Source organism: Flavobacterium sp. 38 (genome assembly GCF_057799715.1).
Map to the genome: position 1 here is coordinate 109763 of NZ_JBYNWZ010000009.1, position 23084 is coordinate 132846.

Genomic DNA, 23084 nt, shown 5'->3' on the forward strand with positions numbered 1-23084 from the left:
AAAAACATCTTTGCGTACTTTGCGTTTAAAAAAAACACAATCTACATCAAAAAAACAAACCCGATCTCGTAAAACGAAACCGGGTTTATTACCAAACTTAAACTTACATAACTTAACTCAAAATAAAACTTTATAAACTTAGAAGCTCAGAACCTCAGTATCTTAGAATCTTAAAAAATCATTTCTCTATTGGAGAAAATTTTATAGCTGTTCCTCCACCAGCTGCCAATTTGATATTTAGAACAGTTTTACTGTTTACTTTTTGTTTAGAGATTGTAACGGGATACGGATTTGTTTTATAATTTGCCCCTTCTCCATCTGCATAAATTTCTGCTTCGTATTCTTTGTTTTTATCTAAAAACGAAAGCGCTACTTTCAGCTCTCTGGCATTTCTATTGGTAATCGAACCTAAATACCAGTTTTTCTCCTCCCAATCTTTACGAGCAATTGTGGTGTATTCTCCAATTTTAGAATCCAAAACTTTGGTATCTGACCAAGTGCATGGCACCTCTTTTACAAATTGAAATTCTGGTTTTCCTTCGTAGTTTTCTGGAAGATCTGAAGCCATTTGCAACGGACTGAAAATAATCACGTACAATGCCAATTGATTGGCTAAAGTCGTCTGCACTTTTGCACCAGACGGCGTTTTGTAATCAAAATTGAAATTACCTGGCGTGTAATCAAACGGACCTGAAAGCATTCTTGTAAAAGGTAAAGTTGTTAAATGCTCTGGTGTATTTCCTCCATCTACAGACCATGCATTATATTCTTGTCCTCTACCGCCTTCTTGCGACATAAAGTTTGGATACGTACGCTGTAAACCAGTTCCCTTCATTGGTTCGTGGTTATCAATCATAATATGGTATTTTGCTGCCGTTTCCATTACTTTTCTATAATGACGCGCTCCGTATTGGCTATCATGCCATTCTTTCTTATCCAAATATTTGTTTACATAACCCGTTTTAACCGAATTCACTCCCATTTTCTGATACAATTTAAAAGCATCTTCCAATTGGCTTTCGTAGTTTTTAGTTGCTCCCGCCGTTTCGTGATGTCCAATTAAACGAACATTTTTCATAGCGGCATATTTGGTAATTTCTTCCAAATTAAAATCTGGATAGGCTTTTGTAAAACTAAATGCAGAACCATCTGCTGTCCAATCGCCATCCCAGCCTTCGTTCCAGCCTTCTACTAGAACGCCGTCAAAATTATTTTTCGCAGCAAAGTCAATATATTCTTTGGTGTTTTTGGTTGTGGCGCCATGTTTTGGGCCTTGTCCCCAAGTATATTTTTCTAAATGCATTCCCCACCAAATTCCGATATATTTTGAAGGCGTAATCCAAGACAAATCTTCAATTTTTGACGGTTCGTTTAGGTTTAGCATAATGGTAGAAGTGGCTACTTCTCCAGGATTTTTGCCCACAACAATCGTTCTCCAAGGCGTTTTAAAAGGCGTTTCGGCATATACTTTTACGCCATCTGCCCAAGGCACTAGATCACTTTTGTATTGTTTGTCAGTAGTTTTTAATAACGTCATTGAGGCAAAATCAGTTAAATTGGCTTCGTGAATCGCGACATACAATTTGTCTTTGGTTTCAAAAGTAGCTGGTGTATTAATGGTATCGGTTTTACTCATTAATGTTTTGCGGTATTCGCTTTCGTAATAGCTGTTTTCGCGATGCACCGGAATCCACCAAACTTCGTTATTGTCTTTAAAAGTAAATTGCGTAACCTCATTAGAGATTTTGACTTTTCCTAAATGCGTCTGTTTCGGAAATTCATAACGAAATCCGACTCCATCGTCAAAAACTCTAAAAATAATATCAACCAAACGCTCCTCGCCTTTTACTTCTTTTAAGTGAACAATCAGTTCGTTATGATGATCTCTTACTTTTTTGAATTCACCCCAAGGCTGTTCCCAAGTTTCATCTGCCGATTTTTCTTCAGTTGAAACCACTTCAAAACCATCGGTCATTTTGGCTAATCCTTGAAATTCAAATCCCATAAGAGAAGGTTCAATTACCGATTTTCCGTTAGAAGAAAAACTATATTGCGGCTGTCCAGAAGGAGTTAATTCAAAAGTTAATTCGGAGATCTTTTCAGGAGAACTGATTTTATACGTTTTTTTAGTACTGCAGGCTATAACGAGCATCGATGCCAAAGCCACTATACAGTATCTATATTTTCTGTTTTTCATTATTTAAATTGTATTAATTACAGCTCTATTTTATTTCGCTTATTACTTGTTTTGCTTTTGCTGGCTGCATAGAAACAAAATAGTTAAATGCTTGGTCGAGTTTTTTCTGAGCTTCTGCATTTCCTTTTTTCTGCACGCGCAAATCATACATTTTGCTGATTTCAGAAAAAACGTTTTCTGTACTTTTTACTCCAGCAAAAGTTTTGATTTTTTCGATAAAAGAATATCCAAATTCAACCGTCGGTTCAATCATGGTTCCTTCTCCGAAATCATTCCACGTAATCAGCTGCAGGTAATTTACATTGGCATTTTTTGCTAAAGCTAAAGTTTCGTCCAATGTTGCTCCGTTATTGTGTTCAATGGTCCATCCAATGGCTGCACCACCTCCGCCTTGAGCGTAAAAATCTTTAAAACCAGGATAAGCACTTCCCATTGCAACACCCAATTTTGGTTTAGTATTGGTGTAGAAATTGGTTAGATAGCTATTGTCTTTGTATACCCAAGCATATTCGCCAGAAGCATTTTCTCCTGCTTTTACAGAATGATCCCAAAGTGTCAGGAAAGTTGGTTTTACCGTCAGCGTATTAAAAACATTGGTCCATTCTGCGGGAGTCTGCAAAACGATTGGCCCAAAATTCATTAAAAGCGGTTTGCCATTAATTTTAATATAATTAGCATCAGAAAAATAATTATTTTGTACATAAGCTAAATCTGTTTTGGCTGCGCCGGTTACTGAAATTGCTTTTCCAGCATTTACAACATTAGTCAAAAATCGGTCTTCATAAACAATAGCATATTCTAAACCTACTTTATCGAGCATTTCAATAAGCTGATCTGTATTTTCTTTGATCATTCCGTAATCATTGACGTCGTAAGTGCCGTACCAATCGATCAGAATTCCATCAATTCCTGAATATTTCATCAACAGTAAATGATTTTCGATCACATTTTTATCGCCTGAGTGATAAGGCCCAATCAGCGGATAATAGTGCGATGCAATTTCTCTTCGGCCGTTTGCTCCTACGTTGTTCGGATTTTTGTTTGCCATTGTCCAGTGATATCCCCATTTTTTATCTGCACTGCTTTCGTTGGTTTCGAACCACGGCATGTAATGCATATAAATTTTGGTGCTGTTGGTTTTCTCAATCGCAACTGGCGCTGTAACTTCTGGTTCTATAGGTGGATCTGAGCCTTTGTCATCGCTGCTGCATCCAGCAACCATCACAATGCTCATCAAACCAAAAACCAATGATGTGATATATCTTTTCATATTGATTTAATATTTAAAGGATTTAAAAAATTTGTTTCACGCAGATTTAAAAAAGATTTTAGCAGATCTATTAAGATTAAATATTATTTGATCTAAAAAATCTGTTTCAATCTGCAATAATCTGCTAAATCTGCGTGAAACAAAATCACTTTAATGTTAAGCTAAAAACTGTAAATCTTTAAAAACATGTCAGCCTTCCACGACTAACCAACATGGAAGACTGACATTTAAGAATCTAGCTTTGAGGATACCCTGGATTCTGTTTTAAGTTTTTGTTTGTGGTTAAAACAGTACTCGGAATTGGGAAAATCGCTCTGTATTTTTCTGTTGCACCTTTTGACCACCATGGCTCGAAGAATGTACCGAAACGAATATTGTCTGTTCTTCTTCTTCCTTCGAATGTAAATTCTTTCAACAATTCTTGATTTATAAATGCCAAATCAATTGTTGCTGGCAATTCTTCTCCAGCACGAGCCGCTACTTGCTGTACAAATGGTCGAGCCAAATCTGGTGAACCTAAACGAACGTAACATTCTGCCTGCATCATCAAGATTTCTGAATAACGGATTAAAACAAAATCGTGATCACGTTCCCATTGCTCCCCTGCTTTCATTTCGTATTTAGCCAAACGTACTCCTTCGTTCTCTTTTGCATCTTCTAAACTTGTTAGGTTTTCTGTGTAAGTCAAAGGTTCTCCGTTGTCCATCATAATCACCGTTCCTGTTGCCAGATTGATCTGATCGCCTTGAAGCATGCATTTTTTTCTTTTGTCTGTGTCTGCAAAAGCAGAATAAACGCCAGGCTGTGCGCACATTCCGTTTGCGCTCCAAGGATAATTGTTTGGAATTGCAGAAATCGCTAATTTTTGGTTGTAATGAGCAGACATGGAGTTCATGTAATTTCCAACTGTTCCCGCTTTTGAATCGTAAGGAATAGCAAAAATAATTTCTGGTGAAGTCTGATTCTCCGTCACAAAATTGGCAAAGAAATCTGGTGTCAAACTGTATCCTGTAACCTTCTGGCACATATCGATACAATCTTGCCAACGCGGCTGACCCACAAATGCTTCTGAATTAAGATATAATCTAGCTAAAATAGAGTACGCTACATTTCTAGTTAATTTAGAATACACCGGACTTGGATTTAAAAATGGAATCGCATCTGTCAATTCTTTTTCAACAAAATCATAAACTTGTTTTCTTGTTGAATTGGCAGGAAGATCTGTGTCTTCAAAATTGGTTACAATTGGCACATTTCCGAATAAATCTAAAAGATTGTAGTAATAATAAGCTCTAAGCGCTTTTAATTCTGCAAAAATCGGTTCTTTAGCTTTATCGCTCAAAGATGATTTATTGATCTGATAAATGATCGCATTGATTTTAGCAATTCCGGTATAGTTGTAACGCCAAGCCGAAAGAATCATTCTATTATCTGCTTTCCAAGTATGTTTTTGCGCATCTTGATATTGTCCGCCATCGTACCAGTTTGTACCTCTTGTCGGAATTGTAGCTTCATCTGAAACTACTTCATTCAAAAAGAAAACATATTCGCAAGTTGGAAAATTATTTGAGATTGCATCAGAGAATCCTCTTAAAGAAGAATAAGCTCCACCTACCAGCGCATCGATTTCTTTGGATGTATTTCCAAAATTTCCGTCTTCTACCTGATCATACAACTGTTCGTCCAAATCAGTACATGATACCGTAAAAAGCATGCTTAAAAGTATTGCTGCTGTTATTTTGATTTTCATTGTTAATATTTTATGGTTATCAATTCGCTTAGTTATTCAGCGTAAAATTTAGTCCAACAGAAATTGTAGTTGGTCGAGGATAATTGTTGTATCTGTCAATTCCAGGAGCAGCCAATCCGGTTGTATCCATTCTTCCAGTTTGATTGATTCCGTCCTGAGCATTTAAACCAATCTCCGGATCTACACCTTTGTAACCTGTAATTACAAATAGGTTTTCTCCCATTACATACATTCTCACTTTTGATTTTTTGTATTTCAATGGCAAAGTATAACCAAAAGTCAACGTCTGAAGTCTGAAGAAAGAAGCATCTTCGATCCAGTAATCAGAATACTTAGGAGCAGAAGTAATACCGCTGCTTAAGAAAGAATCTGGCACATTAAAAGCTGGTAATCTGTTTGGATCGTTCAGCATCATGTTTGTAGCATTTAAAGCTTTTTGTCCAAACATTCCGTATCCTGAAACTCCAAGATCAAAATTTCCGTAAGTAAAATTCATTCCAATACCTAAAGTCAAATCTGGCTGAATATTTCCTAAATCTGTTTTGTCTTCATCTACCAACGCACTTTCAGCAACTACTTGTCCTGCTGCATTGTAATATTGGATTTTCCCGTCTGCATCTAAACCAGCATTTTTGAATCCCCAGAAAGTTCCAACAGGATATCCTTCAGCAATAATCTGAGAATATTGTCCAGACATACCCGCCAAACCATGAAGAGATCCGCTGTAGATAACATCTGTTTTATACGTCGGATTAGACAATTTTTCGATTTTCTGAACGTTGTGTCCAAGCGTTAAATTGGCATTCCAATTGAATTTATCTCCTTTTATAATGTCTGCATTCAAGGTTAATTCAACCCCTTTGTTTGACATTTCACCAACGTTTGCCAACATTGTGCCCACTAAGTATGGAGGCTGAGGCACTTCGTAAGTGTATAATAAATCTTTTGTTGTTTTAGAATACCATTCAAAAGATCCTGTAATTCTGTTGAAAAGTCCAAAATCAAAACCAACGTTAATTTGTTCTGTAGATTCCCATTTCAAATCAGGATTTGGGTTTTGTTTTGGAGAATAAGCCAAACTCCAAGTTTTAGTAACTGGATCGTAGTAACTGTCACTTCCAACTCCTAAAATAGAAAGCGATTTATACTCCCCAATTCCATCTTGATTTCCTGTAACTCCATAACCTACTCTAAGTTTTAAATTGTCTAACCAACCTTTCGAAGATTCCATAAATTCTTCATTAGAAATTCTCCACGCTGCAGAAGCAGATGGGAAAGTTCCCCATTTATTGTTTTCTCCAAAACGGCTTGATCCGTCACGTCTTACCGTTGCAGTCAATAAATATTTACCATCGTAACCGTAGTTAGCACGAGCATAAAAAGACACTAAATTTGATTTTCCTTTGTATGAATACACATCGTTTAAACGGTAGTTGTAACCAGCTCCCAAATTATTGTAGCTAAAAGCATCTGTAACAAAACCGCCTCTTTGCGCTCCAAAACCTTCGTAGATATTTTCAAGGTAAGAATAACCAGCCAAAGCGCTAATATTATGCTTGTCTATAATTTTGCTGTAGTTTACATACAGTTCTCCTTGCGCATTAGTATATTCTGCATACGTTCTTTGTGCAAAACCGCCTTCAGTCTGCCCTTCCATAACGGCATAAGATGGTTTGTAAGTTCCTCCTTTTACAGCATTATGTTCTAACGAAATATTTGCTGTAGCTGTAAAGTCATTCAAGAATTTAACATCGGTTTTAAAATACCCTAAAAGTCTGTGTCTTTCGTTATCAAACGTTCTGTTGGTTAAAATCTCAACTGGGTTTTGGTAAATATTTCCTGTTACTTCACTAAATTTTCCATCTGAAGTGTAAACCGGAATCGTTGGGTTTAAGTTATATGCTCTTTCAAAAATTCTGTAATCAATTGGGTGCCATTTGTCAATATTGGCAAATAATCCCATATCAAATTTCACTTCTTTATTGTCTCCAAGAAATTGGTAAGCATTCACATTCCCGCTTAATCTTTCTAAACCAGAATTTTTAATAACTCCTTGATTGTCTAAGTAAGAAAGAGAAGTTCTAAAACCGCTGTCTGCTTTTCCCGAATTGATACTCAAAGTATGTGACTGAGAAACAGAGGTCTGCTCAATTGCTTTTTGCCAGTTGGTATTGGCACCATAATCTACCGCATCTGCAATTTGATTCTGGCGAACATATCCTCTCCACTGATTTGCAGAAAGAAGATCTAAATTATCATTTACATAACCGATTCCCGTTTGCCCATTGTACACAACAGAAACTCCTTTTGTTCCCGATTTTGTTGTAATCATGATTACCCCATTTGCTCCACGAGAACCGTAAATTGCCGTTGCCGAAGCATCTTTAAGAACGTCAACCGATTTAATATCTGAAGGCTGAACCACGTTTATGTCAACTCCCGCAATACCATCTACTACAATTAGCGGACTGTTGCTTGCTGTTAAAGAAGTTCCTCCACGAAGACGAATGGTTGCGCCCGCAGCTGGATCTCCAGAAGGACGAATGATATTTAATCCCGCTACTTTTCCTTGCAAAACCTGTTCTGTAGAAGAAATTGTTCCTTTTACTAAATCATCTGCTCCAACTGTAGAAATCGCTCCAGTCAAATCTGATTTTTTTACTTTCCCATAACCTACAGAAACTACCTGTACTTCAGCCAATGTATAACCATCATTTTGCAGACGAACCTCAACATTTGATGTGCTTCCAGTAACTTGAATTTTTTGTGTAGTCGATCCGATAAACGAAACTTCGATTGCACCTCCTACGGCTACCTGAAGACTGAATTTACCATCAAAATCTGTTGTAGTTCCGTTTTTTGTTCCTACTTCAATGATAGAAGCTCCTGGCAATACCGTACCCGTATTGTCATAAACGGTTCCTGAGATTTGTTTTTTCGCCTGCGCGAAAGTGCTGGCAGAAAGAAAAAGCATAAAAATCATCAATACCGCTCCTTTAGCAGTCCACATTTGATGCAGGACGCTTTTTGTATTTTTACTATTCATTAGAATTGGTGTTTTAATTTAATAGTGATTATTTATCTAAAGTTTTAAGCGGAATCGTCGTATCCGAAATTGTTTTGTCTTTATTGTCTTTTACCAAAACATGGATTTCACTTAAATTTGGAACTCCGTTTAGTTCTGAAACTAAATTGACAAAACCTTTAATTTCTGCAGTTCCTCCAGTAAACTCACCAGAAATAGTTTTTGCTCCCGCCGTAATAGTGTAGATTAATTTATTTACACCTACCTCGTTATTTTTTCTTGACATTCCAAGAAAATCTTTCTGACTGATTTGTGATGGAAAGAAAGCAAAACTCGGCGGCGGCGGCGGAATAAATTCTCCTGCATAAATAACCTGATCGCCAGAATTTGCTGTCCAATTCTCTGCTACCATTAGGAAATTTATTTTTTCCATAACGAAACCATCTGGCGCATTGAAGTATTGCTTAGGAATAAAATCAATTTTATAAAAACCGTTTCCTAAGTCTTTTAATTTCGTTTTTTCTGCAATGTCTGGTTTTGCTGCTTCATACATTTGCTGAATAGCCCAATCATTTAAACCAGCATGCATGTGTACACTCGGAGTACCAGCAAATGCAGGATTAAGATTGGCATTAAACAAAATACTTACTGGTTTGTCAATTAATGGTTTTGACGGATAAGCTCTAAATAATTCATCTGAAGTGTAAAAAGAGGAGAAATCAGTATAAGCCATGTTTCCAACATCACTTTGTTTAGATCCGTTTTTGTTTTTTAAACGAAACCAAAATCCTGCACTCGCAGCAATTTCTTCTGGAGTTTTAGAAAAATAAGCTGTTGGAGTCAGAGTAAAACTCCAGATTTTATTTCCTTCATATTTCAGTTTTGCAAAGTCAGAAGAGTTTTCCCAGTTTCCTGCGTCTGGTTCAGATGGAGACCAAATCCAGATGTATAAATCTTCTGTTTCAGCAAACGTAGATGCCGACATATCAAAATACCATGTAACTTTCTCATCGTATTTGTAAACCACCGGAAAAGACGACATTGGCCCAACAGCTCCAGCATTTTCCTGTGCTGTAATAAAATTAGGCGCCATCAATAAGGCAAGTAAAATTGTATATATAAACTTTTTCATATTACTTTTTAATTAATAGCATTTAATTTAAACACATAAGACAAGAAATCTACACCGCCAGAAGAACGCGCCAGTTGAAGCTGCATTTCTTTAGTTTTACCAGGAACTGCAATCAATCTCAGTTCATCTGTTTTCTGCGTTTTTTGCGCATCACTGTACAAATAGATTTTTGTTCCAACGCCATTGGTCTGCTGAAAATCTGAGCTCAGTGCCCAATACCCTTTTGGCGCAAATAACGGAGGCACGTCTCCCGTTACTTCATAACTTGTTGGATTGTTCTTTTCATCTACGTTAAATTTGATTTTAAAATCTTCGTAGTTAAAATAAGTACTCAAGTTTTCTTCGTTTGGTTCGATCTGATTTGCTTTCGCAACTTCATCAACCATTTTCAGATTTGTTAATCCCCAATTTCCATTTACTTTTTCATAAAGGGTAATCGGATCTACGTAGCTTCCGTCATCTGTGTTGTCGCATCCAATTGCAAAAAAACACATCATAAAAGCTAGCCAATAAAGACTTTTACATTTCATAAATTTTTGGTTTTCGTTAGTTTGTTATCCCCTTCAAAAGGATACAGCGAAACTAGACGTTAAATAAATCCTAAAAAAAAAATCTGATAAAAATCAAGATAAAATTCAAAGATTAAAAAACATAAGCAGTTAATTATCAATTATTTACATTTTTACTTATAATCAAAAAATCAAGATGATGTTTAGATGAAAATAGACAGTTTTTATATGGTAAAAATGACAATATGTAAAATATTCGGTATATTTTTTTCACTATGCATATATATAACTACTTTTTATTGTATAATTGCAAATAAATTACCTATTTTTAACATTTACAGCTTATTTTCACCCTGAAAATCACCTTTTAAAGCGATGTTATTGAACATTTTATAAAATTCCAGAAAAACAGGTTTAGCGTAATCTCAAACTTATTCTTAATTTTAAAACGAATTAACTAACTATATCTATCAACCAACCTTTTCCTTAAACCAAAACAAAATCATGCAAAGAATATTGATGCTGCTTTTCTTCTTAGGAGGTTTTTCTCTTACTGCGAAAGAGACGAATCCTTATCTCGAAGAATTAGATCAGGTTCTCTTGAAAAAAGACATTTACCTGAAACAGAAATATCGAAAAATTGAAACTTTAAAGAAAAACGTATCTAAGTTTACACTCAACCAAAACAATGAAGAACTATACAATTGTTATATGGCATTGTTTGACGAATACAAATCTTTTAAATACGACTCGGCTTACTACTATTTAGAGCAATCTAAAATCAAAGCTAAAATTTTAAAAGATCCCAAGTTTTTATCTAAAAGCCGAATCAAAGAAGGTTTTGTGCTTTTGTCTTCGGGACTTTTTAAAGAAGCAATCGATACGCTAAATGTTATCGATGACACCAAACTGGATCTCAAAAACAAATTTGAATATTATAACATAAAGGCTCGCGCTTACTATGATTTAGCCGATTACAATCGTGATCAGCGTTTTAATATTCATTATGTACAGCAGGGAAATCATTTCTTAAAAAAAGCTCTAGAATTAATCGGAACCAATACTAATGAATATTGGGCTGCAGAAAGTCTAAAACGCCTCAAACAGCAAGATTGGCGCGGTGCCGAATTTGCCTTCAGCTATTGGATTAACAACTATAATCTCCCACCCGATTATTACGGAATCGCAACCTCGAGTCTTGGTTATATTTATTCGGAACGAGGTTACACCAAAAAAGCCATTCAATATTTGGCTTTAGCCGCAATTGCTGATGTCAAAAATGCAACGAAAGAAACCGTAGCACTTAGAAATTTAGCCAATGAACTCTTTAAAATGGGCTATTTGGATAAAGCCAACGAATACATCAATATCGCAATGGATGATGCTACTTTCTACAATGCAAGACATCGAAAAATTGAAATCTCGTCGATTCTTCCCATTATAGAAAAGGCGCAGCTGAATAATGTAAAAGATAAAAATGATAAACTCGAAAAGATCATTATTCTTTTGACGATTCTTACGGTTATTATTTTTGTTTTTCTCGGAATCATTTTCAAACAATTAAAAGAAAAAAATAAAGCAAGAAAAATCATGGCCGATTCTTACTTGCAACTACAGGAAATGAACGTGAGTTTGAGTGAAGCCAATGCTATTAAGGAAGAATACATCACATATTTTATAAAAGCAACTTCAGCTTTCATTAATAAAATAGATCATATTCAGAAGAGTACGTTGCACAAAATCATCACCAAAAAAACAGATGAAGTTATTGCGAGTTTAAAACGCTATAATGTAAAAGAAGAGCGTGAAAATCTTTTCCATCAGTTTGATGAAATCTTCCTGAAATTGTTCCCAACATTCGTAACCGATTTCAATAAATTGTTCCCGAATGACCATAAATGCATCGTTAAAAAAGGCGAACTTCTGAATACGGAATTGCGAATATTTGCGCTTTACAGATTAGGAATTCAGGACAGCAGTCAAATGGCAGAATTCCTAGAACTTTCTGTAGCTACCATTTACACATACAAAACCAGAATTAAAAGCAAATCTGATTTTAAAGATACTTTTGAACAGAAAATTATGGAGATTAAGACGATTTAAAAAAAGGCTCTGAGGTGCTGAGATGCTAAGGTTCTAAGTTTTTTTATTAGCCACGAATTCACGAATTTTCTTTTCCAATCAATTCGTATAATTATTGCGCATAAATTTCACATATCATTTTGAACAAAAATTCGTGTAATTATCAGCCACGAATTCACGAATTAAACTAATTCTATCCGCATAGATTTTAAAATAATTCGTGAATTCGTGGCTATTTCTCATTCCGAAGCCTCCAACTGCAGAACAACGTTTTGATAACGTTTACTCAACGAAAACAATTGTTCTGCGAAAATCATTACTGCGATTGGTACAAAGAAGAACGCCAATAAATCTTCTTCGTATAAGAAATAAGTCGAAATCAAAGCCAAACGAGCATATTCCAAATAGTAAATCCATTTGCGCTGTTCTAATAAAGCTCCACAATTGATTAAGGTTAGAATAACCAAAGAAAGCACAAATAGCTTATCATAACTTTCTAAATAATCGAAATAATAAGTGAAAACAGTCAAAATTAGCGTGCAGAATCCTAATTGAATATAGAGGTAATTTTTAAATCGAAGCCTTTGATTTGGAGCGGCTTTATCTTGGAGAAAACGTTTTTCTAGAATCGGACGAATATCTTGATCCATATCGGCAGGGCTTCCGAAAACGGCTTTCCATTTGGCTTTAAATCCTTTGGAGCGTTTCATCAATTCGTAGATTTCAAAATAATAATGAAAATGTTGCCACAAGAAACTGTAGCTTTTTAAGGGATGCGTTAATCCGTATTTTGGTTTTTCCTCTTCAGTCTGAAAAGTTCCGAAAAGGCGATCCCAAAAAGTAAACATATCACCGTAATTTTTGTCCAAATATTTTTCGTCAGAAGCATGATGAACGCCGTGAACTGAAGGCGTAACAAATACATATTCCAGCCATTTTATTTTACCGATAAGCTGTGTATGCGTAAAAAAAGAATAAGCACCGTGCACAATCAGCATGGTAATCACCATTGTTGGATGAAAACCTATAAATGGCAATACGCACCAAAATCCCGTTCTGATAATGGCTTGAAACGTCGTAATTCTAGCTGCGGCCGTAAAATTAAACTCTTCGCTATGATGATGCACAATATGCGCGGCCCAGAAAAAATTGACTTCGTGCCCTAATCGATGGTACCAATACCAGACGAAATCGGTCGCGAGAATAAGCGCAAACCAAACTAAAGCATTACTCGGAATCTCAAATAATCTATAATCGTCATAAATCAAATAATATAGCTGATAAAAACTTGCCGCGATAAATAAGTTAATCAAACGCTCTGCAATTCCAATTGAAATGTTGGAAACAGAACTTTCATAATTAAAAATTTCAGGCCTTTTTCGACGCTGGGCAAGCTTATATTCTAAAAACAAAAAAAGAAAAAAGGCGGGCATGGCAAATGCCAGGAAATTAATGTTTTTCATTTTGTATGATACTTTTTTATTCTAAAATTATTTATGAGCAACTTATTTAAACACATAGAAACATAGATTTTTTTTGCATGTGTAAAGGGAATTGAAAGAAACTAGTTTCTAACACATAGATTGCTTCTGCTTTGTCATCCTGAGGAACGAAGGATCACACTCGGGAATCGACAAAGGTTGGTAGCATTTCTTTGCGGAGTTTCTTGTGTGATCCTTCGTTCCTCAGGATGACAAACTTTTGTCTTAAAAAACTTCGCGACTTCGTGACTTTGTGGCAAAAAAACTCAGCATCTTTGTCGAGTTACTTGCGGAGATCTTTGTTCAGGATGACAAACCTTTTCAAACTGCTATGTGCATTTCAACAAGTAAAACGCCTTTTCTACGTTTACAAAAGCTATGTTTCTATGTGTTAAATAATTCCACCTAACGGATTAAAAATTATATTTTAAAGTTCAAACGAAAAAGACATTTCCATCAATTACGTTCTTTTAGAGAGTTAAAGAAAAACGTAATCAACGAAAATGATCTTTTGCAAAATAAACCTGATTTTTAATTCTGCTTATATTGGGGAGCTTCTAGCGCAATCTCTTTAACCGACTGCGTTTCGGCTACTTTTTTCAAAGCAATAATATAAGCCGCAATACGAGGCGTTACATCGTGTTTTACTGCAACTCTAAAAACAGTATCAAAACCTTTCTCTAGAATATCCTCCAGACGTTTGTTGATCTGGTGAATTCTCCAAGACTCCAAAAGCGAATTCTGAAGCCATTCGAAATAAGAAACGGTAACACCGCCCGCATTGGCCAAAATATCAGGAACAACTAATATATTTTTTTCATGTAAAATCTGGTCTGCATCTGAAGAAACTGGACCATTCGCCGCTTCTATTATGATTCTTGCCTGAATATCTCCTGCATTTTTCTGCGTAATTACATCTTCTTTTGCAGCAGGAATTAATACATCAACATCTAAAAGCAGTAAATCTTCGTGTTTTATCGCAACCGAATTTGGATAACCTTTTATCGTTTTGTTATTCAGATTATAATATAAAATCAGTTCTGGAATATTAATTCCGTTCGGATTGTAGAATGCTTCGGAAACATCGCTTACCGCAACAATTTTAACTCCTTTTTCATGCAGGAATAAAGCGGAATGCAGTCCAACATTTCCAAATCCTTGAATGGCTGCCGTAGCTCTCGCTGGTCTGATTTTTAATTTCTGAAGTGCCAAAAGCGTGATAATGCTTACTCCTCTTCCTGTTGCTTCTACTCTACCCAAAGAGCCTCCAGAATGAAGGTGTTTTCCGGTTACCACAGCATGAATTGGTCTGCCGTGCAAAATAGAAAACTCATCCATTAGCCAGCCCATTTCGTCTGGTCCTGTTCCCATGTCTGGCGCGGGAACATCTTTTTCTGGTCCGAAAATATCAGCTAGTGTTTTGGTATAGGCTCTTGTGATTTTTTCTAATTCTGTTTTAGAATGGTTTCTCGGATCGCAAATAATGCCGCCTTTTGCTCCACCAAATGGAATTCCAGTTACAGCAGATTTCCAGGTCATCCAGGCGGCAAGTGCTTTTACTTCGTCAATATTTACAGCAGTATCGTAACGAATTCCGCCTTTTGATGGCCCTAAAGCCGTATTGTGAATTACGCGGTATCCTTCAAAATTCTGAACGTTTCCGTTGTCTAAAGTAATAGAAAAGTTTACCGTGATTTGTTTTTCAGGACGTTGCAGTTTTTGACGAATCGAATCGTCTAAATTTAAAATGTCTGCAGCAATATTAAAGCGATCAATCATTGATTGAAACGGATTATGTTTTATAATTTCTGAACTCATACTATATAGTTTTTAGGTTTGGGTTATCTTTTTAGTTTATTAATTCACCGAGTGAAATTAATTTCAACACATAGAAACATAGCTTTTGTAAACTGAAAAAAGGCGATTCACTAATTTCAAAACACATAGCTATGTGTTAAAGCTTGCTTTTTCTTTACTCTTAAACGAAACAATAAAAATCTATGTTTCTATGTGTTTAAAATTTTATTCATTCTATTTTCTGGAACTTCAAATTAGATGCAACACGGAATCTTTATCAGACCGTTGCGCATCAAAATTTTCATATTTCTGTTGGTTCTCATATCTTGATTTTTAATGATTCAAAAAAAAGCCTTTCATGGTGCAATGAAAGGCTAAAAAAAAAATAACTAACAAGTACTTTCTCTATTAACGCCATTTCAAAACGTGATTCATCATACAGCACATCGCAAAGCTGCAGATCAAAGACATCATTATATTTTGGCTATAGTTTTTCATTGTTGAAGCAAATCTACAAAAATATATTTATAAATTCTATAGAATTAGTAGAGTTTATTTTTAACAAAATTACAAAAGCTTATTAAAACAACTGTAAACCAAAGGATTACGTACTAAAAAAAATTACTGTAATTGCGAAAAAAATATAAAAACTACTGCAGTTAGCGCTAAAAAAAGGCCTAAAATATTGATTTTAGATAGTTTTTCTTTGAAGAAAAACGCTCCAATAAGAGTTCCTAGAATAATTACGCCCATATTCATTCCCGCAAAAACAGTTGATGGATTTTCTGCAAATGCTTTATGCGCTTTTAAATAGAAAAGAATATTGCTAAAATTGAAAACTCCCACCAAAGCTCCGAAAAGTAAATTCTTCGCAGCCAGTCTCTCTTTTTCAGCAATAATTTTATAAACCACAATTAATGCAGAAACGGCAAAAGAAATTATAAAAACAAAAAACAATGAAGTCGTGTAAGGAACAACCGTGTACAACGCAATCTTTTTGAAAAGAATATCAATTATTCCGAAACCAAGCAAAACCGCCGCGGGATAAATCCATTTGTTTTCTTGGTTTTCTGAAGGTTTTTTCAAAATAAATAAAAGGGCTGTAAAACCAATAATGACTCCAATTGTTTTATAAGTATTAAAGTCTTCATTAAACAACAGCCAAGCAGCCAAAATTGGAATAAAAAGAGACAATCGTTGTGCTGCATCAGTTTTCGCGATTCCCATATATTTTATTGAAAAAGCCAGAAACAAGAAAACAATAGGAAGCAGAATTCCAACTGCTGTATAAATATTCCAAGGTGCTTGATCATCAAACTCTTGAAGATTTGGACTGAACGTAAAGTAACAAAGTGCAATCGCAACTATATAATTGAACGAAATAATCTGTGAAGGATTAGCATTGTATTTTCTTGAAATTTTGAAAATTACACCAACAATAACACTGCAAAGGATACTTAATATAAGGAATAACATAAATTGAATTTTGGATTGTAAAAGTACAGTATTAGCAGTGAAAATGATTCAACCGGTTTTGAAAAACAAACTAGTCCAGGTTATTTTTTATTTAAACACATAGAAACATAGTTTTTCTTTGCGAGTAAAGGCGTTTCACTTGTTTAAAATTCACATAGCTGTTTGCAAATTTTTTTTGTCATCCTGAGCGGAGTCGAAGGACACGCAAGTAGCTCTGCAAAGTTTTTTACGCATTTATCTTTGTCAAAGTTTAAAACTTTGACAAAGATTTTGATTTAGATTGTCGAGTTTCATGCGTGTCCTCGACTCCGCTCAGGATGACAAACGGCAGTCAATCTATGTGTTAGAAACTAGTTTCTTTCAATTAACTTATTTACACATCTAAAAAATCTATGTTTCTATGTGTTAAAAAAAACAAACCCAACAGACTTTAATCTCTGTCGGGTTTAATGCAATCTTTAAATCGTAAAAAGTTTAAAACTTACTAATGTAACTTCCGTAAATATCTCTAAACTGATTTCCTTTTGCAAAACGGTCTTTGCTCAATTTTTTATATTCGACCAATCCCCAAAGAATGAATTCTTTCATAAAATATACATCTTCTTTTCCTAATTGAGGCTGGTATTTTTTCAATAATTCATCTAACGGATTCACTTCATCTAAAATTTTTTTGTATTCTGCATCTGAAGCATCGTCTAATAATTCGAAACCGCTTTCCGCGAAAAACCATTCTACCACATCAGAATAAGGTGTTTTCTCATCTGGTTTTTCTAATTTTTCTATTTTCGGGAAATATTCTGGGAATAAAGTTCGAATGGCAGAACCAATCAGACTTTCAGCCACGACATCGGCTCCCTCCTGCTCTCCTTCATAAACCAATTCTACTTTTCCTGTAATCGCTGGAATGATTCCGACAAAATCAGACAAACGTAAAGTCGTTTTATCGGCACCAGAAATCAAAGCGCGACGCTCTGCTGTACTAATTAAATTTTCGAATGCTGTAATACTCATTCTCGCACTTACACCACTTTTGTTGTCGATATATTCGCTTTCACGGGCTTCAAAACTTATCTGTTCTAAAATATCTCTCGCTAAACTTGGAACATAAACAATATCGGTTTGATTTTGATCTAATTTAGATTCTTGTTCTGTAATTGTTCTCGCAATCTCAATACTTTCAGGATAATGCGTCAGAATCTGCGAACCAATTCTGTCTTTCAAAGGCGTTACGATACTTCCTCTATTGGTATAATCTTCTGGATTTGCGGTGAAAACAAACTGCATATCCAAAGGCATTCTCAATTTGAATCCGCGGATTTGAATATCGCCTTCTTGCAAAATATTAAATAAAGCAACTTGAATTCTTGCCTGTAAATCAGGTAATTCATTAATAACAAAAATACAGCGATTTGCTCTCGGAATCATTCCGAAGTGGATAACACGATCATCTGCATAAGACAACTTTAAATTTGCTGCTTTTATCGGGTCAACATCTCCAATTAAATCGGCAACTGTAACGTCTGGTGTTGCTAATTTTTCGAAGAAACGATCGTTTCTGTGTAACCAAGAAATCGGAGTTTCATCGCCTTTCTCTGCAATTAAATCTCTTGCAAATCGTGAAATCGGATTTAACGGATCGTCATTAATTTCCGAGCCTTCCACAAACGGAATATATTCGTCTAATAATTCGACCATTTTACGCGCCAAACGTGTTTTCGCCTGACCGCGAAGTCCTAATAAATTGATATTGTGACGAGAAAGAATTGCACGCTCCAGTTCTGGAATTACCGTATTTTCAAATCCGTGAACGCCTTCAAAAACCGGCTTTCCAGATTTGATTTTTTCACGGAGATTATTACGCAATTCGTCTTTTATTGATTTGGTTTTATATCCTGAGGCTTTTAATTGGCCTAATGTTTTTATGTCTAGTATATTCATCGTATATTCAGATATCGGTTTGTATTTTTTTGAAATATTTAATTTTTCTCCCGCAGATTTAGGAGATTTTGCTGATTTATTTTGCATGTGTTAGACGCACTGCAGTTCGTCTCTACGATTAAGCGTGCGGAAAAACCTTTGCCTCTCTGCCTCTTTGTTACTCTGTCACTTTCCTTAGAAACTTAGAAGCTCAGAACCTTAGCACCTTACTTAACTCTCTTCTTGCGATTTGCTTCATAATCCTCAAAAATCATTTCACCAAGACCTTTTAATCCTGTGTAAAATGCTTTTCCTTGATTGGCTTCTGTAAACTGATTCACAAAACGCTGTAAATAAGGATCTCTCGCAATCATGAAAGTGGTAATTGGTATATGCAGTTTTCTCGCCTGCTGCGCTTGTGTGTAACATTTATCGACAATATATTCGTCGAGTCCATTACTGTTCATATAATAGGAACCATCACGTTCGCGAACGCAGCTCGGTTTTCCGTCGGTAATCATGAAAATCTGTTTGTTGGTATTTCGCTTTCTGCGAAGAATATCCATAGCCAATTGCAAACCTGCAACCGTATTGGTATGATATGGGCCAACTTGCAAATACGGCAAATCTTTGATCGGAATCGTCCAGGCATCATTTCCAAAAACTAAAATATCTAATGTATCTTTTGGATATCGAGTTGTGATTAATTCTGCCAAAGCCATTGCGACTTTTTTGGCGGGCGTGATTCGGTCTTCTCCATATAAAATCATACTGTGACTGATGTCGATCATCAAAACCGTACTCATTTGTGCTTTGTACTGCGCTTCTTCGACAACCAAATCGTTTTCTGTCAATTTAAAAGCATCAACACCATTATTGATTTGAGCGTTCCGAAGACTTTCTGTTAGAGAAATTCTTTCTAAGCTGTCACCAAAATTAAATTCTCTGAATTCGCCTGTATGTTCATCGCCATTTCCGGCATGTTTGGTTTTATGATTTCCACTTCCAGAACGTTTTAAATTTCCGAAAATCTGATCCAAAGCTTGCTGACGAATCGCTCGCTCGGTTTTTGCTGTAATTCCAAAACCATTGCTTCCATCGCCTTTAACTTCATCTCTGATGTACCCTTTTTTCTTCAGGTCTTCAATAAAATCGTCGATTGTATAATTTTCGTCGGTAAGTTTATATTCGTTGTCCAGCTCCCGAAGCCAGTTGATTGCTTCATCAAAATCGCCCGAAGTATGGGTGATCAACTCTTTAAAAATCGTAAAAAGTTTGTCAAACGGAGACTGAAAAGGAGCTTCGTAAGTCTTAAAATAAAAGCCTTTTTTAAATTCGTTTTTCATAAATCTAAAATTACATCTTTTTGGAATTATGAAAAACGAATCGTTTATTAATTTTTAGTTAAAATATTTAACCAAAATCTTGAGCTAACAGTGTTAGATATAATAATTATTCAAACTTTCCGTCAACATAATACCAAGCTCCATTTTCAAACTTAAAAGTAGAAAATTCGTAGTGAACTTGCGGTTTATTATCTGAATCTAAAAAGTAAGCTTTGAATTCGACTGTGTTATCCGTGAAACTCAAAATTTCTAATTGTTGCCATCTATTCGAAACTGCCCATCTTAATATTTCAGCTTTCGAATAATATTTTCTTTCAGAAACATAAGTAGTTTCCATCAGATAATCAGCATTATGAGTTGCATACGCAGAATATCTGGATCGCATTAAACTTAATGCAGATGGCGCTTTTTGTTTTCCGCTTAAATATAAATTACAGCAGTTATCAAAGTCTAAACCTGTATCACAGAAACATTTTTTATTCTCCATCAACTGGTTCTTCTCCGTTAATTTTTACGTGAAGTTGATTTAATAACACTTGATAACGGGTAATTTCTCTCACTTCTTCGTCTTCTTCTGCGAAGTCAATCATTTCGTCCAGTTTTTCGCTTACTTCCAATAATTTATTGTTGGCTTCTCTATCGTTTTTCGCAGCAATTAAATCAATGATTTCCTGTACGTCTCCTTTTAAAGTTTCAAATTTTGCGTTCATTGTGTTTTATTTTTTTGTTTGCCACGAATTGCACTAATTTTCACTAATTTTTAATTTAGTATTTCTAAAAAATTAATTCGTGATTTTGCCACAGATTAAAAGGATTCAAAAGATTTTTTTTAAATAATCTGTGGTAATCTTTTTAATCTGTGGCAAAACTATTTTTATTTCTCTTCTTCTTTACTTTCGTTGTATTTCTTTATAATTTCTTTGAGTTTTTCTTTGCGTTCAATCTCGGCTTGTTTCGCTTTCGCTTGAGCTTTATGCAATTTATCGTTGTGCTTTTTGATATTTCTTTCGTTATTTCTTCCCATTACACCTCTCTTTTAATTTGTTCTAACGTTTTTTCTGTAAAAATCAATTTGGTGATGATTTCTTTTCGCAATTCATCAATATCATCATAATCAAAATGTTTTGCCCAATTGGTCAGTTGCTGCAGATTTCGTATTTGTTTTAATCTTTTAGCAGTTTCAAAACTGGTTCTTAAAATTGCTTTTCCGTCATATTCTGGATTATTCTTGTGCTCGTAATTGGCAAGATTATTTTCGAAATCAGCTTTTATATAGTATAATTTTTCTTCTGAATTATCGGGATAAAAGTCTTCCCACTTGGCAAAACCTATTTTGGTTTTCGATTCTGTTTGCGGTTCGCGAGCCACTAAACGCCATTTGCTATTGGCCAATCTTCCCCAATGGTTTGAAACGCGATACATTCCTTCTTCAGTATAGTAATAAGTGCTTCCTGCTTTGCTTTCAAATTGTTTTTTCAATCCTTTAATGGAATCTGGAAGGACTTCATTAAAAGCACAAAACGTATTTTTAAAGGAATTAGGATGTGGCTTAAAATTTTTCTGCATGTGCAAATATACTCAGATTACAGCGAACTCCCTAAAACAAACATTAAATGCTTACCTTTGCCTTTTAATTTTAAAACAAAAAATCATGTCTAAAGATACAGAACAAAAAATGCCACAAAAAGGAGTTTTTACAGGCATTATAGAAAAAGATGAAAACAATAATTATTTCTGTGGAGAATATCTTTTAGACTATAAAATGGTTCAGGCTAAATTTAAAGAAGGCGATTGGATTACGATTAAATCTGTTATCGAAAATCCAAGTGACATGAGCTACAAGAAATATCCAAAGAAATCTAGAAACTTCGACAAAGCGAATCATAAACCGGAATAATTTTTTGTTTCAGGTTTCATGTTTTTTTAGTTTCAAGTTGCTTGTTGGGCTTTTTTTTTTACCGCAAAGTTCGCTAAGGTATTTTTATTAGAATCCTAAACATGATCTCAATATTAAGTTCGCAAAGCTTTGTGTTGACATAACTTTGCGAACTTTCATTTTTTAAATGATTCTCAAAATAAAAAAACTTAGCGAACTCTGCGTTAAACCTTTGCGTGCTTTGCGGTAAAAATACTAGACATAAAATTTAGATTTGGAGCTTTTTTTAACGCAAAGTTCGCTAAGATACTTTATTAACAGCTTAAACGAGGTCTAATATTAAGTTCGCAAAGCTTTGTGTTGATAAAGCTTTGCGAACTTTCATTTTTAAATGATACTCAAAAAAACTTTGCGCATTCTGCGTAAAAACCTTTGCGGACTTTGCGTTTAAAAAAACAAGTTAACATTTTAATAAACCAACTTTCCTGAATATTTTTTGCATCAAAACTAAAAAGTTAAAAAAAAGTGTACCTTTGCAAAAAATTTGTCGATTTGAACTAAAACAAAACGATTTCAAACTAATAGACAAGTAGTTACCTTTTATTTATGAAAAAAATAGTTGAATACCGCAAGTTACTAAACGTAGAAAAGACTGCAGAGTTAAAAGATTTAAAGACAATTTATCGTAATGCGATGAAAGAATCTCATCCTGATAAATTTGTGGGAAATGAAGCTGGTTTAAAAGAAGCAGAAGAAAAAAGTAAAACGATTATCGAAGCTTACCACTTTTTAGTAAGTATTCACCCTGATACTATCAAACTTAATTTACCTGAGTATACAGAAACAATTTCAACTTGTTCTATCACAGATTACAAATTTGTTGAAGGGCGTTTAATTATTGATTTTTCTAACGGAAGTGTTTACGAATACATCAGTGTTCCTAAAGCAACTTACGTGAAAATGGTAAATGCAGATTCTCCAGCTAGATTCGCAAAAAGACATATCTTAAACTCTTTTACTTGGAGAAAGAAAACAAACCAAGAATAGTTTTAGACTACTATAATTTACAAAAAAGCACTCCGTTAAACGAGTGCTTTTTTTATGCTTAAAATTCAAATATTTGAACACAGATCGCTCAAATAAGTTTCTTATTAAGAGTTTTTAATCAAATCAAGTCAACAAACACGCTGATTTTAGGCGTTTTAAAGCAAAAAAAACTATAACAA

The 23084-nt window shown here is 34.8% G+C and carries 18 protein-coding genes; 3 read left to right on the forward strand and 15 right to left on the reverse strand.

Going from position 1 to position 23084, the window contains the following annotated elements; translation table 11 throughout:
- Positions 1 to 178: 178 nt before the first annotated feature.
- The 6 genes from AC3E9W_RS19030 to AC3E9W_RS19055 form a co-directional block, all read right to left on the reverse strand.
- On the reverse strand, positions 179 to 2197 hold the full coding sequence (locus AC3E9W_RS19030; RefSeq protein WP_488769606.1) for a glycoside hydrolase family 97 protein: 2019 nt from the start codon (positions 2195 to 2197) through the stop codon (positions 179 to 181).
- 25 nt (positions 2198 to 2222) lie between these two features.
- Complete coding sequence (locus tag AC3E9W_RS19035) at positions 2223 to 3467, reverse strand: glycoside hydrolase family 99 protein (protein WP_488769607.1); 1245 nt, start codon at positions 3465 to 3467, stop codon at positions 2223 to 2225.
- Between the two features lie 235 nt (positions 3468 to 3702).
- Complete coding sequence (locus AC3E9W_RS19040) at positions 3703 to 5217, reverse strand: RagB/SusD family nutrient uptake outer membrane protein (protein WP_488769608.1); 1515 nt, start codon at positions 5215 to 5217, stop codon at positions 3703 to 3705.
- A gap of 28 nt (positions 5218 to 5245) precedes the next feature.
- Positions 5246 to 8263 (reverse strand): SusC/RagA family TonB-linked outer membrane protein, encoded by a 3018-nt coding sequence (locus AC3E9W_RS19045; protein WP_488769609.1) that lies wholly within the window; start codon positions 8261 to 8263, stop codon positions 5246 to 5248.
- A gap of 28 nt (positions 8264 to 8291) precedes the next feature.
- The gene (locus tag AC3E9W_RS19050; RefSeq protein ID WP_488769610.1) at positions 8292 to 9374 is read right to left on the reverse strand and encodes a hypothetical protein; all 1083 of its coding nucleotides are present in this window, start codon (positions 9372 to 9374) and stop codon (positions 8292 to 8294) included.
- Positions 9375 to 9382: 8 nt separating this feature from the next.
- The gene (locus tag AC3E9W_RS19055) at positions 9383 to 9904 is read right to left on the reverse strand and encodes a DUF5004 domain-containing protein (protein WP_306159513.1); all 522 of its coding nucleotides are present in this window, start codon (positions 9902 to 9904) and stop codon (positions 9383 to 9385) included.
- Between the two features lie 483 nt (positions 9905 to 10387).
- Here AC3E9W_RS19055 and susR point away from each other — a divergent pair, with 483 nt between their 5' ends.
- Positions 10388 to 11986: a SusR family glycan utilization regulator gene (gene susR, locus AC3E9W_RS19060; protein WP_456895384.1), complete on the forward strand. Its 1599-nt coding sequence runs from the start codon at positions 10388 to 10390 to the stop codon at positions 11984 to 11986.
- 218 nt (positions 11987 to 12204) lie between these two features.
- On the opposite strand, the gene AC3E9W_RS19065 is transcribed toward susR, so the two are convergent.
- The 9 genes from AC3E9W_RS19065 to AC3E9W_RS19105 all read right to left on the reverse strand — a co-directional run bounded on the left by AC3E9W_RS19065 (position 12205) and on the right by AC3E9W_RS19105 (position 21548).
- Positions 12205 to 13428, reverse strand: a complete 1224-nt coding sequence (locus AC3E9W_RS19065; RefSeq protein ID WP_488769611.1) for a sterol desaturase family protein — start codon at positions 13426 to 13428, stop codon at positions 12205 to 12207.
- 549 nt (positions 13429 to 13977) lie between these two features.
- The gene (locus AC3E9W_RS19070) at positions 13978 to 15264 is read right to left on the reverse strand and encodes a Glu/Leu/Phe/Val family dehydrogenase (RefSeq protein ID WP_306159519.1); all 1287 of its coding nucleotides are present in this window, start codon (positions 15262 to 15264) and stop codon (positions 13978 to 13980) included.
- A gap of 600 nt (positions 15265 to 15864) precedes the next feature.
- Positions 15865 to 16719: an EamA family transporter gene (locus AC3E9W_RS19075; RefSeq protein ID WP_488769612.1), complete on the reverse strand. Its 855-nt coding sequence runs from the start codon at positions 16717 to 16719 to the stop codon at positions 15865 to 15867.
- A gap of 474 nt (positions 16720 to 17193) precedes the next feature.
- On the reverse strand, positions 17194 to 18657 hold the full coding sequence (locus AC3E9W_RS19080; RefSeq protein WP_488769637.1) for an AAA family ATPase: 1464 nt from the start codon (positions 18655 to 18657) through the stop codon (positions 17194 to 17196).
- Between the two features lie 206 nt (positions 18658 to 18863).
- Positions 18864 to 19982: a vWA domain-containing protein gene (locus AC3E9W_RS19085; protein ID WP_125720972.1), complete on the reverse strand. Its 1119-nt coding sequence runs from the start codon at positions 19980 to 19982 to the stop codon at positions 18864 to 18866.
- Between the two features lie 106 nt (positions 19983 to 20088).
- Complete coding sequence (locus tag AC3E9W_RS19090; protein ID WP_488769613.1) at positions 20089 to 20469, reverse strand: YchJ family protein; 381 nt, start codon at positions 20467 to 20469, stop codon at positions 20089 to 20091.
- Complete coding sequence (locus AC3E9W_RS19095) at positions 20459 to 20692, reverse strand: hypothetical protein (RefSeq protein WP_488769614.1); 234 nt, start codon at positions 20690 to 20692, stop codon at positions 20459 to 20461. Before AC3E9W_RS19095 ends, AC3E9W_RS19090 begins: the two co-directional genes overlap by 11 nt.
- Before the next feature lie 164 nt (positions 20693 to 20856).
- Complete coding sequence (locus AC3E9W_RS19100; RefSeq protein ID WP_488769615.1) at positions 20857 to 21006, reverse strand: hypothetical protein; 150 nt, start codon at positions 21004 to 21006, stop codon at positions 20857 to 20859.
- Complete coding sequence (locus AC3E9W_RS19105; protein ID WP_488769616.1) at positions 21006 to 21548, reverse strand: hypothetical protein; 543 nt, start codon at positions 21546 to 21548, stop codon at positions 21006 to 21008. The genes AC3E9W_RS19100 and AC3E9W_RS19105 overlap by 1 nt, the downstream gene beginning before the upstream one ends.
- A gap of 85 nt (positions 21549 to 21633) precedes the next feature.
- On the opposite strand from AC3E9W_RS19105, the gene AC3E9W_RS19110 reads away from it, so the two are divergent.
- Both AC3E9W_RS19110 and AC3E9W_RS19115 read left to right on the forward strand, forming a co-directional pair.
- Positions 21634 to 21879 (forward strand): hypothetical protein, encoded by a 246-nt coding sequence (locus AC3E9W_RS19110; protein ID WP_306157044.1) that lies wholly within the window; start codon positions 21634 to 21636, stop codon positions 21877 to 21879.
- Between the two features lie 585 nt (positions 21880 to 22464).
- Positions 22465 to 22905, forward strand: coding sequence for a KTSC domain-containing protein (locus tag AC3E9W_RS19115; protein ID WP_095931645.1), 441 nt, complete (start codon positions 22465 to 22467; stop codon positions 22903 to 22905).
- Positions 22906 to 23084: the final 179 nt, after the last annotated feature.

Bases quoted from the DNA above. Each gene is read 5' to 3' on its own strand.
- AC3E9W_RS19030 (WP_488769606.1), bottom strand. From the start codon at position 2,197: ATGAAAAACAGAAAATATAGATACTGTATAGTGGCTTTGGCATCGATG.
- AC3E9W_RS19035 (WP_488769607.1), bottom strand. From the start codon at position 3,467: ATGAAAAGATATATCACATCATTGGTTTTTGGTTTGATGAGCATTGTG.
- AC3E9W_RS19040 (WP_488769608.1), bottom strand. From the start codon at position 5,217: ATGAAAATCAAAATAACAGCAGCAATACTTTTAAGCATGCTTTTTACG.
- AC3E9W_RS19045 (WP_488769609.1), bottom strand. From the start codon at position 8,263: ATGAATAGTAAAAATACAAAAAGCGTCCTGCATCAAATGTGGACTGCT.
- AC3E9W_RS19050 (WP_488769610.1), bottom strand. From the start codon at position 9,374: ATGAAAAAGTTTATATATACAATTTTACTTGCCTTATTGATGGCGCCT.
- AC3E9W_RS19055 (WP_306159513.1), bottom strand. From the start codon at position 9,904: ATGAAATGTAAAAGTCTTTATTGGCTAGCTTTTATGATGTGTTTTTTT.
- susR (WP_456895384.1), top strand. From the start codon at position 10,388: ATGCAAAGAATATTGATGCTGCTTTTCTTCTTAGGAGGTTTTTCTCTT.
- AC3E9W_RS19065 (WP_488769611.1), bottom strand. From the start codon at position 13,428: ATGAAAAACATTAATTTCCTGGCATTTGCCATGCCCGCCTTTTTTCTT.
- AC3E9W_RS19070 (WP_306159519.1), bottom strand. From the start codon at position 15,264: ATGAGTTCAGAAATTATAAAACATAATCCGTTTCAATCAATGATTGAT.
- AC3E9W_RS19075 (WP_488769612.1), bottom strand. From the start codon at position 16,719: ATGTTATTCCTTATATTAAGTATCCTTTGCAGTGTTATTGTTGGTGTA.
- AC3E9W_RS19080 (WP_488769637.1), bottom strand. From the start codon at position 18,657: ATGAATATACTAGACATAAAAACATTAGGCCAATTAAAAGCCTCAGGA.
- AC3E9W_RS19085 (WP_125720972.1), bottom strand. From the start codon at position 19,982: ATGAAAAACGAATTTAAAAAAGGCTTTTATTTTAAGACTTACGAAGCT.
- AC3E9W_RS19090 (WP_488769613.1), bottom strand. From the start codon at position 20,469: ATGGAGAATAAAAAATGTTTCTGTGATACAGGTTTAGACTTTGATAAC.
- AC3E9W_RS19095 (WP_488769614.1), bottom strand. From the start codon at position 20,692: ATGAACGCAAAATTTGAAACTTTAAAAGGAGACGTACAGGAAATCATT.
- AC3E9W_RS19100 (WP_488769615.1), bottom strand. From the start codon at position 21,006: ATGGGAAGAAATAACGAAAGAAATATCAAAAAGCACAACGATAAATTG.
- AC3E9W_RS19105 (WP_488769616.1), bottom strand. From the start codon at position 21,548: ATGCAGAAAAATTTTAAGCCACATCCTAATTCCTTTAAAAATACGTTT.
- AC3E9W_RS19110 (WP_306157044.1), top strand. From the start codon at position 21,634: ATGTCTAAAGATACAGAACAAAAAATGCCACAAAAAGGAGTTTTTACA.
- AC3E9W_RS19115 (WP_095931645.1), top strand. From the start codon at position 22,465: ATGAAAAAAATAGTTGAATACCGCAAGTTACTAAACGTAGAAAAGACT.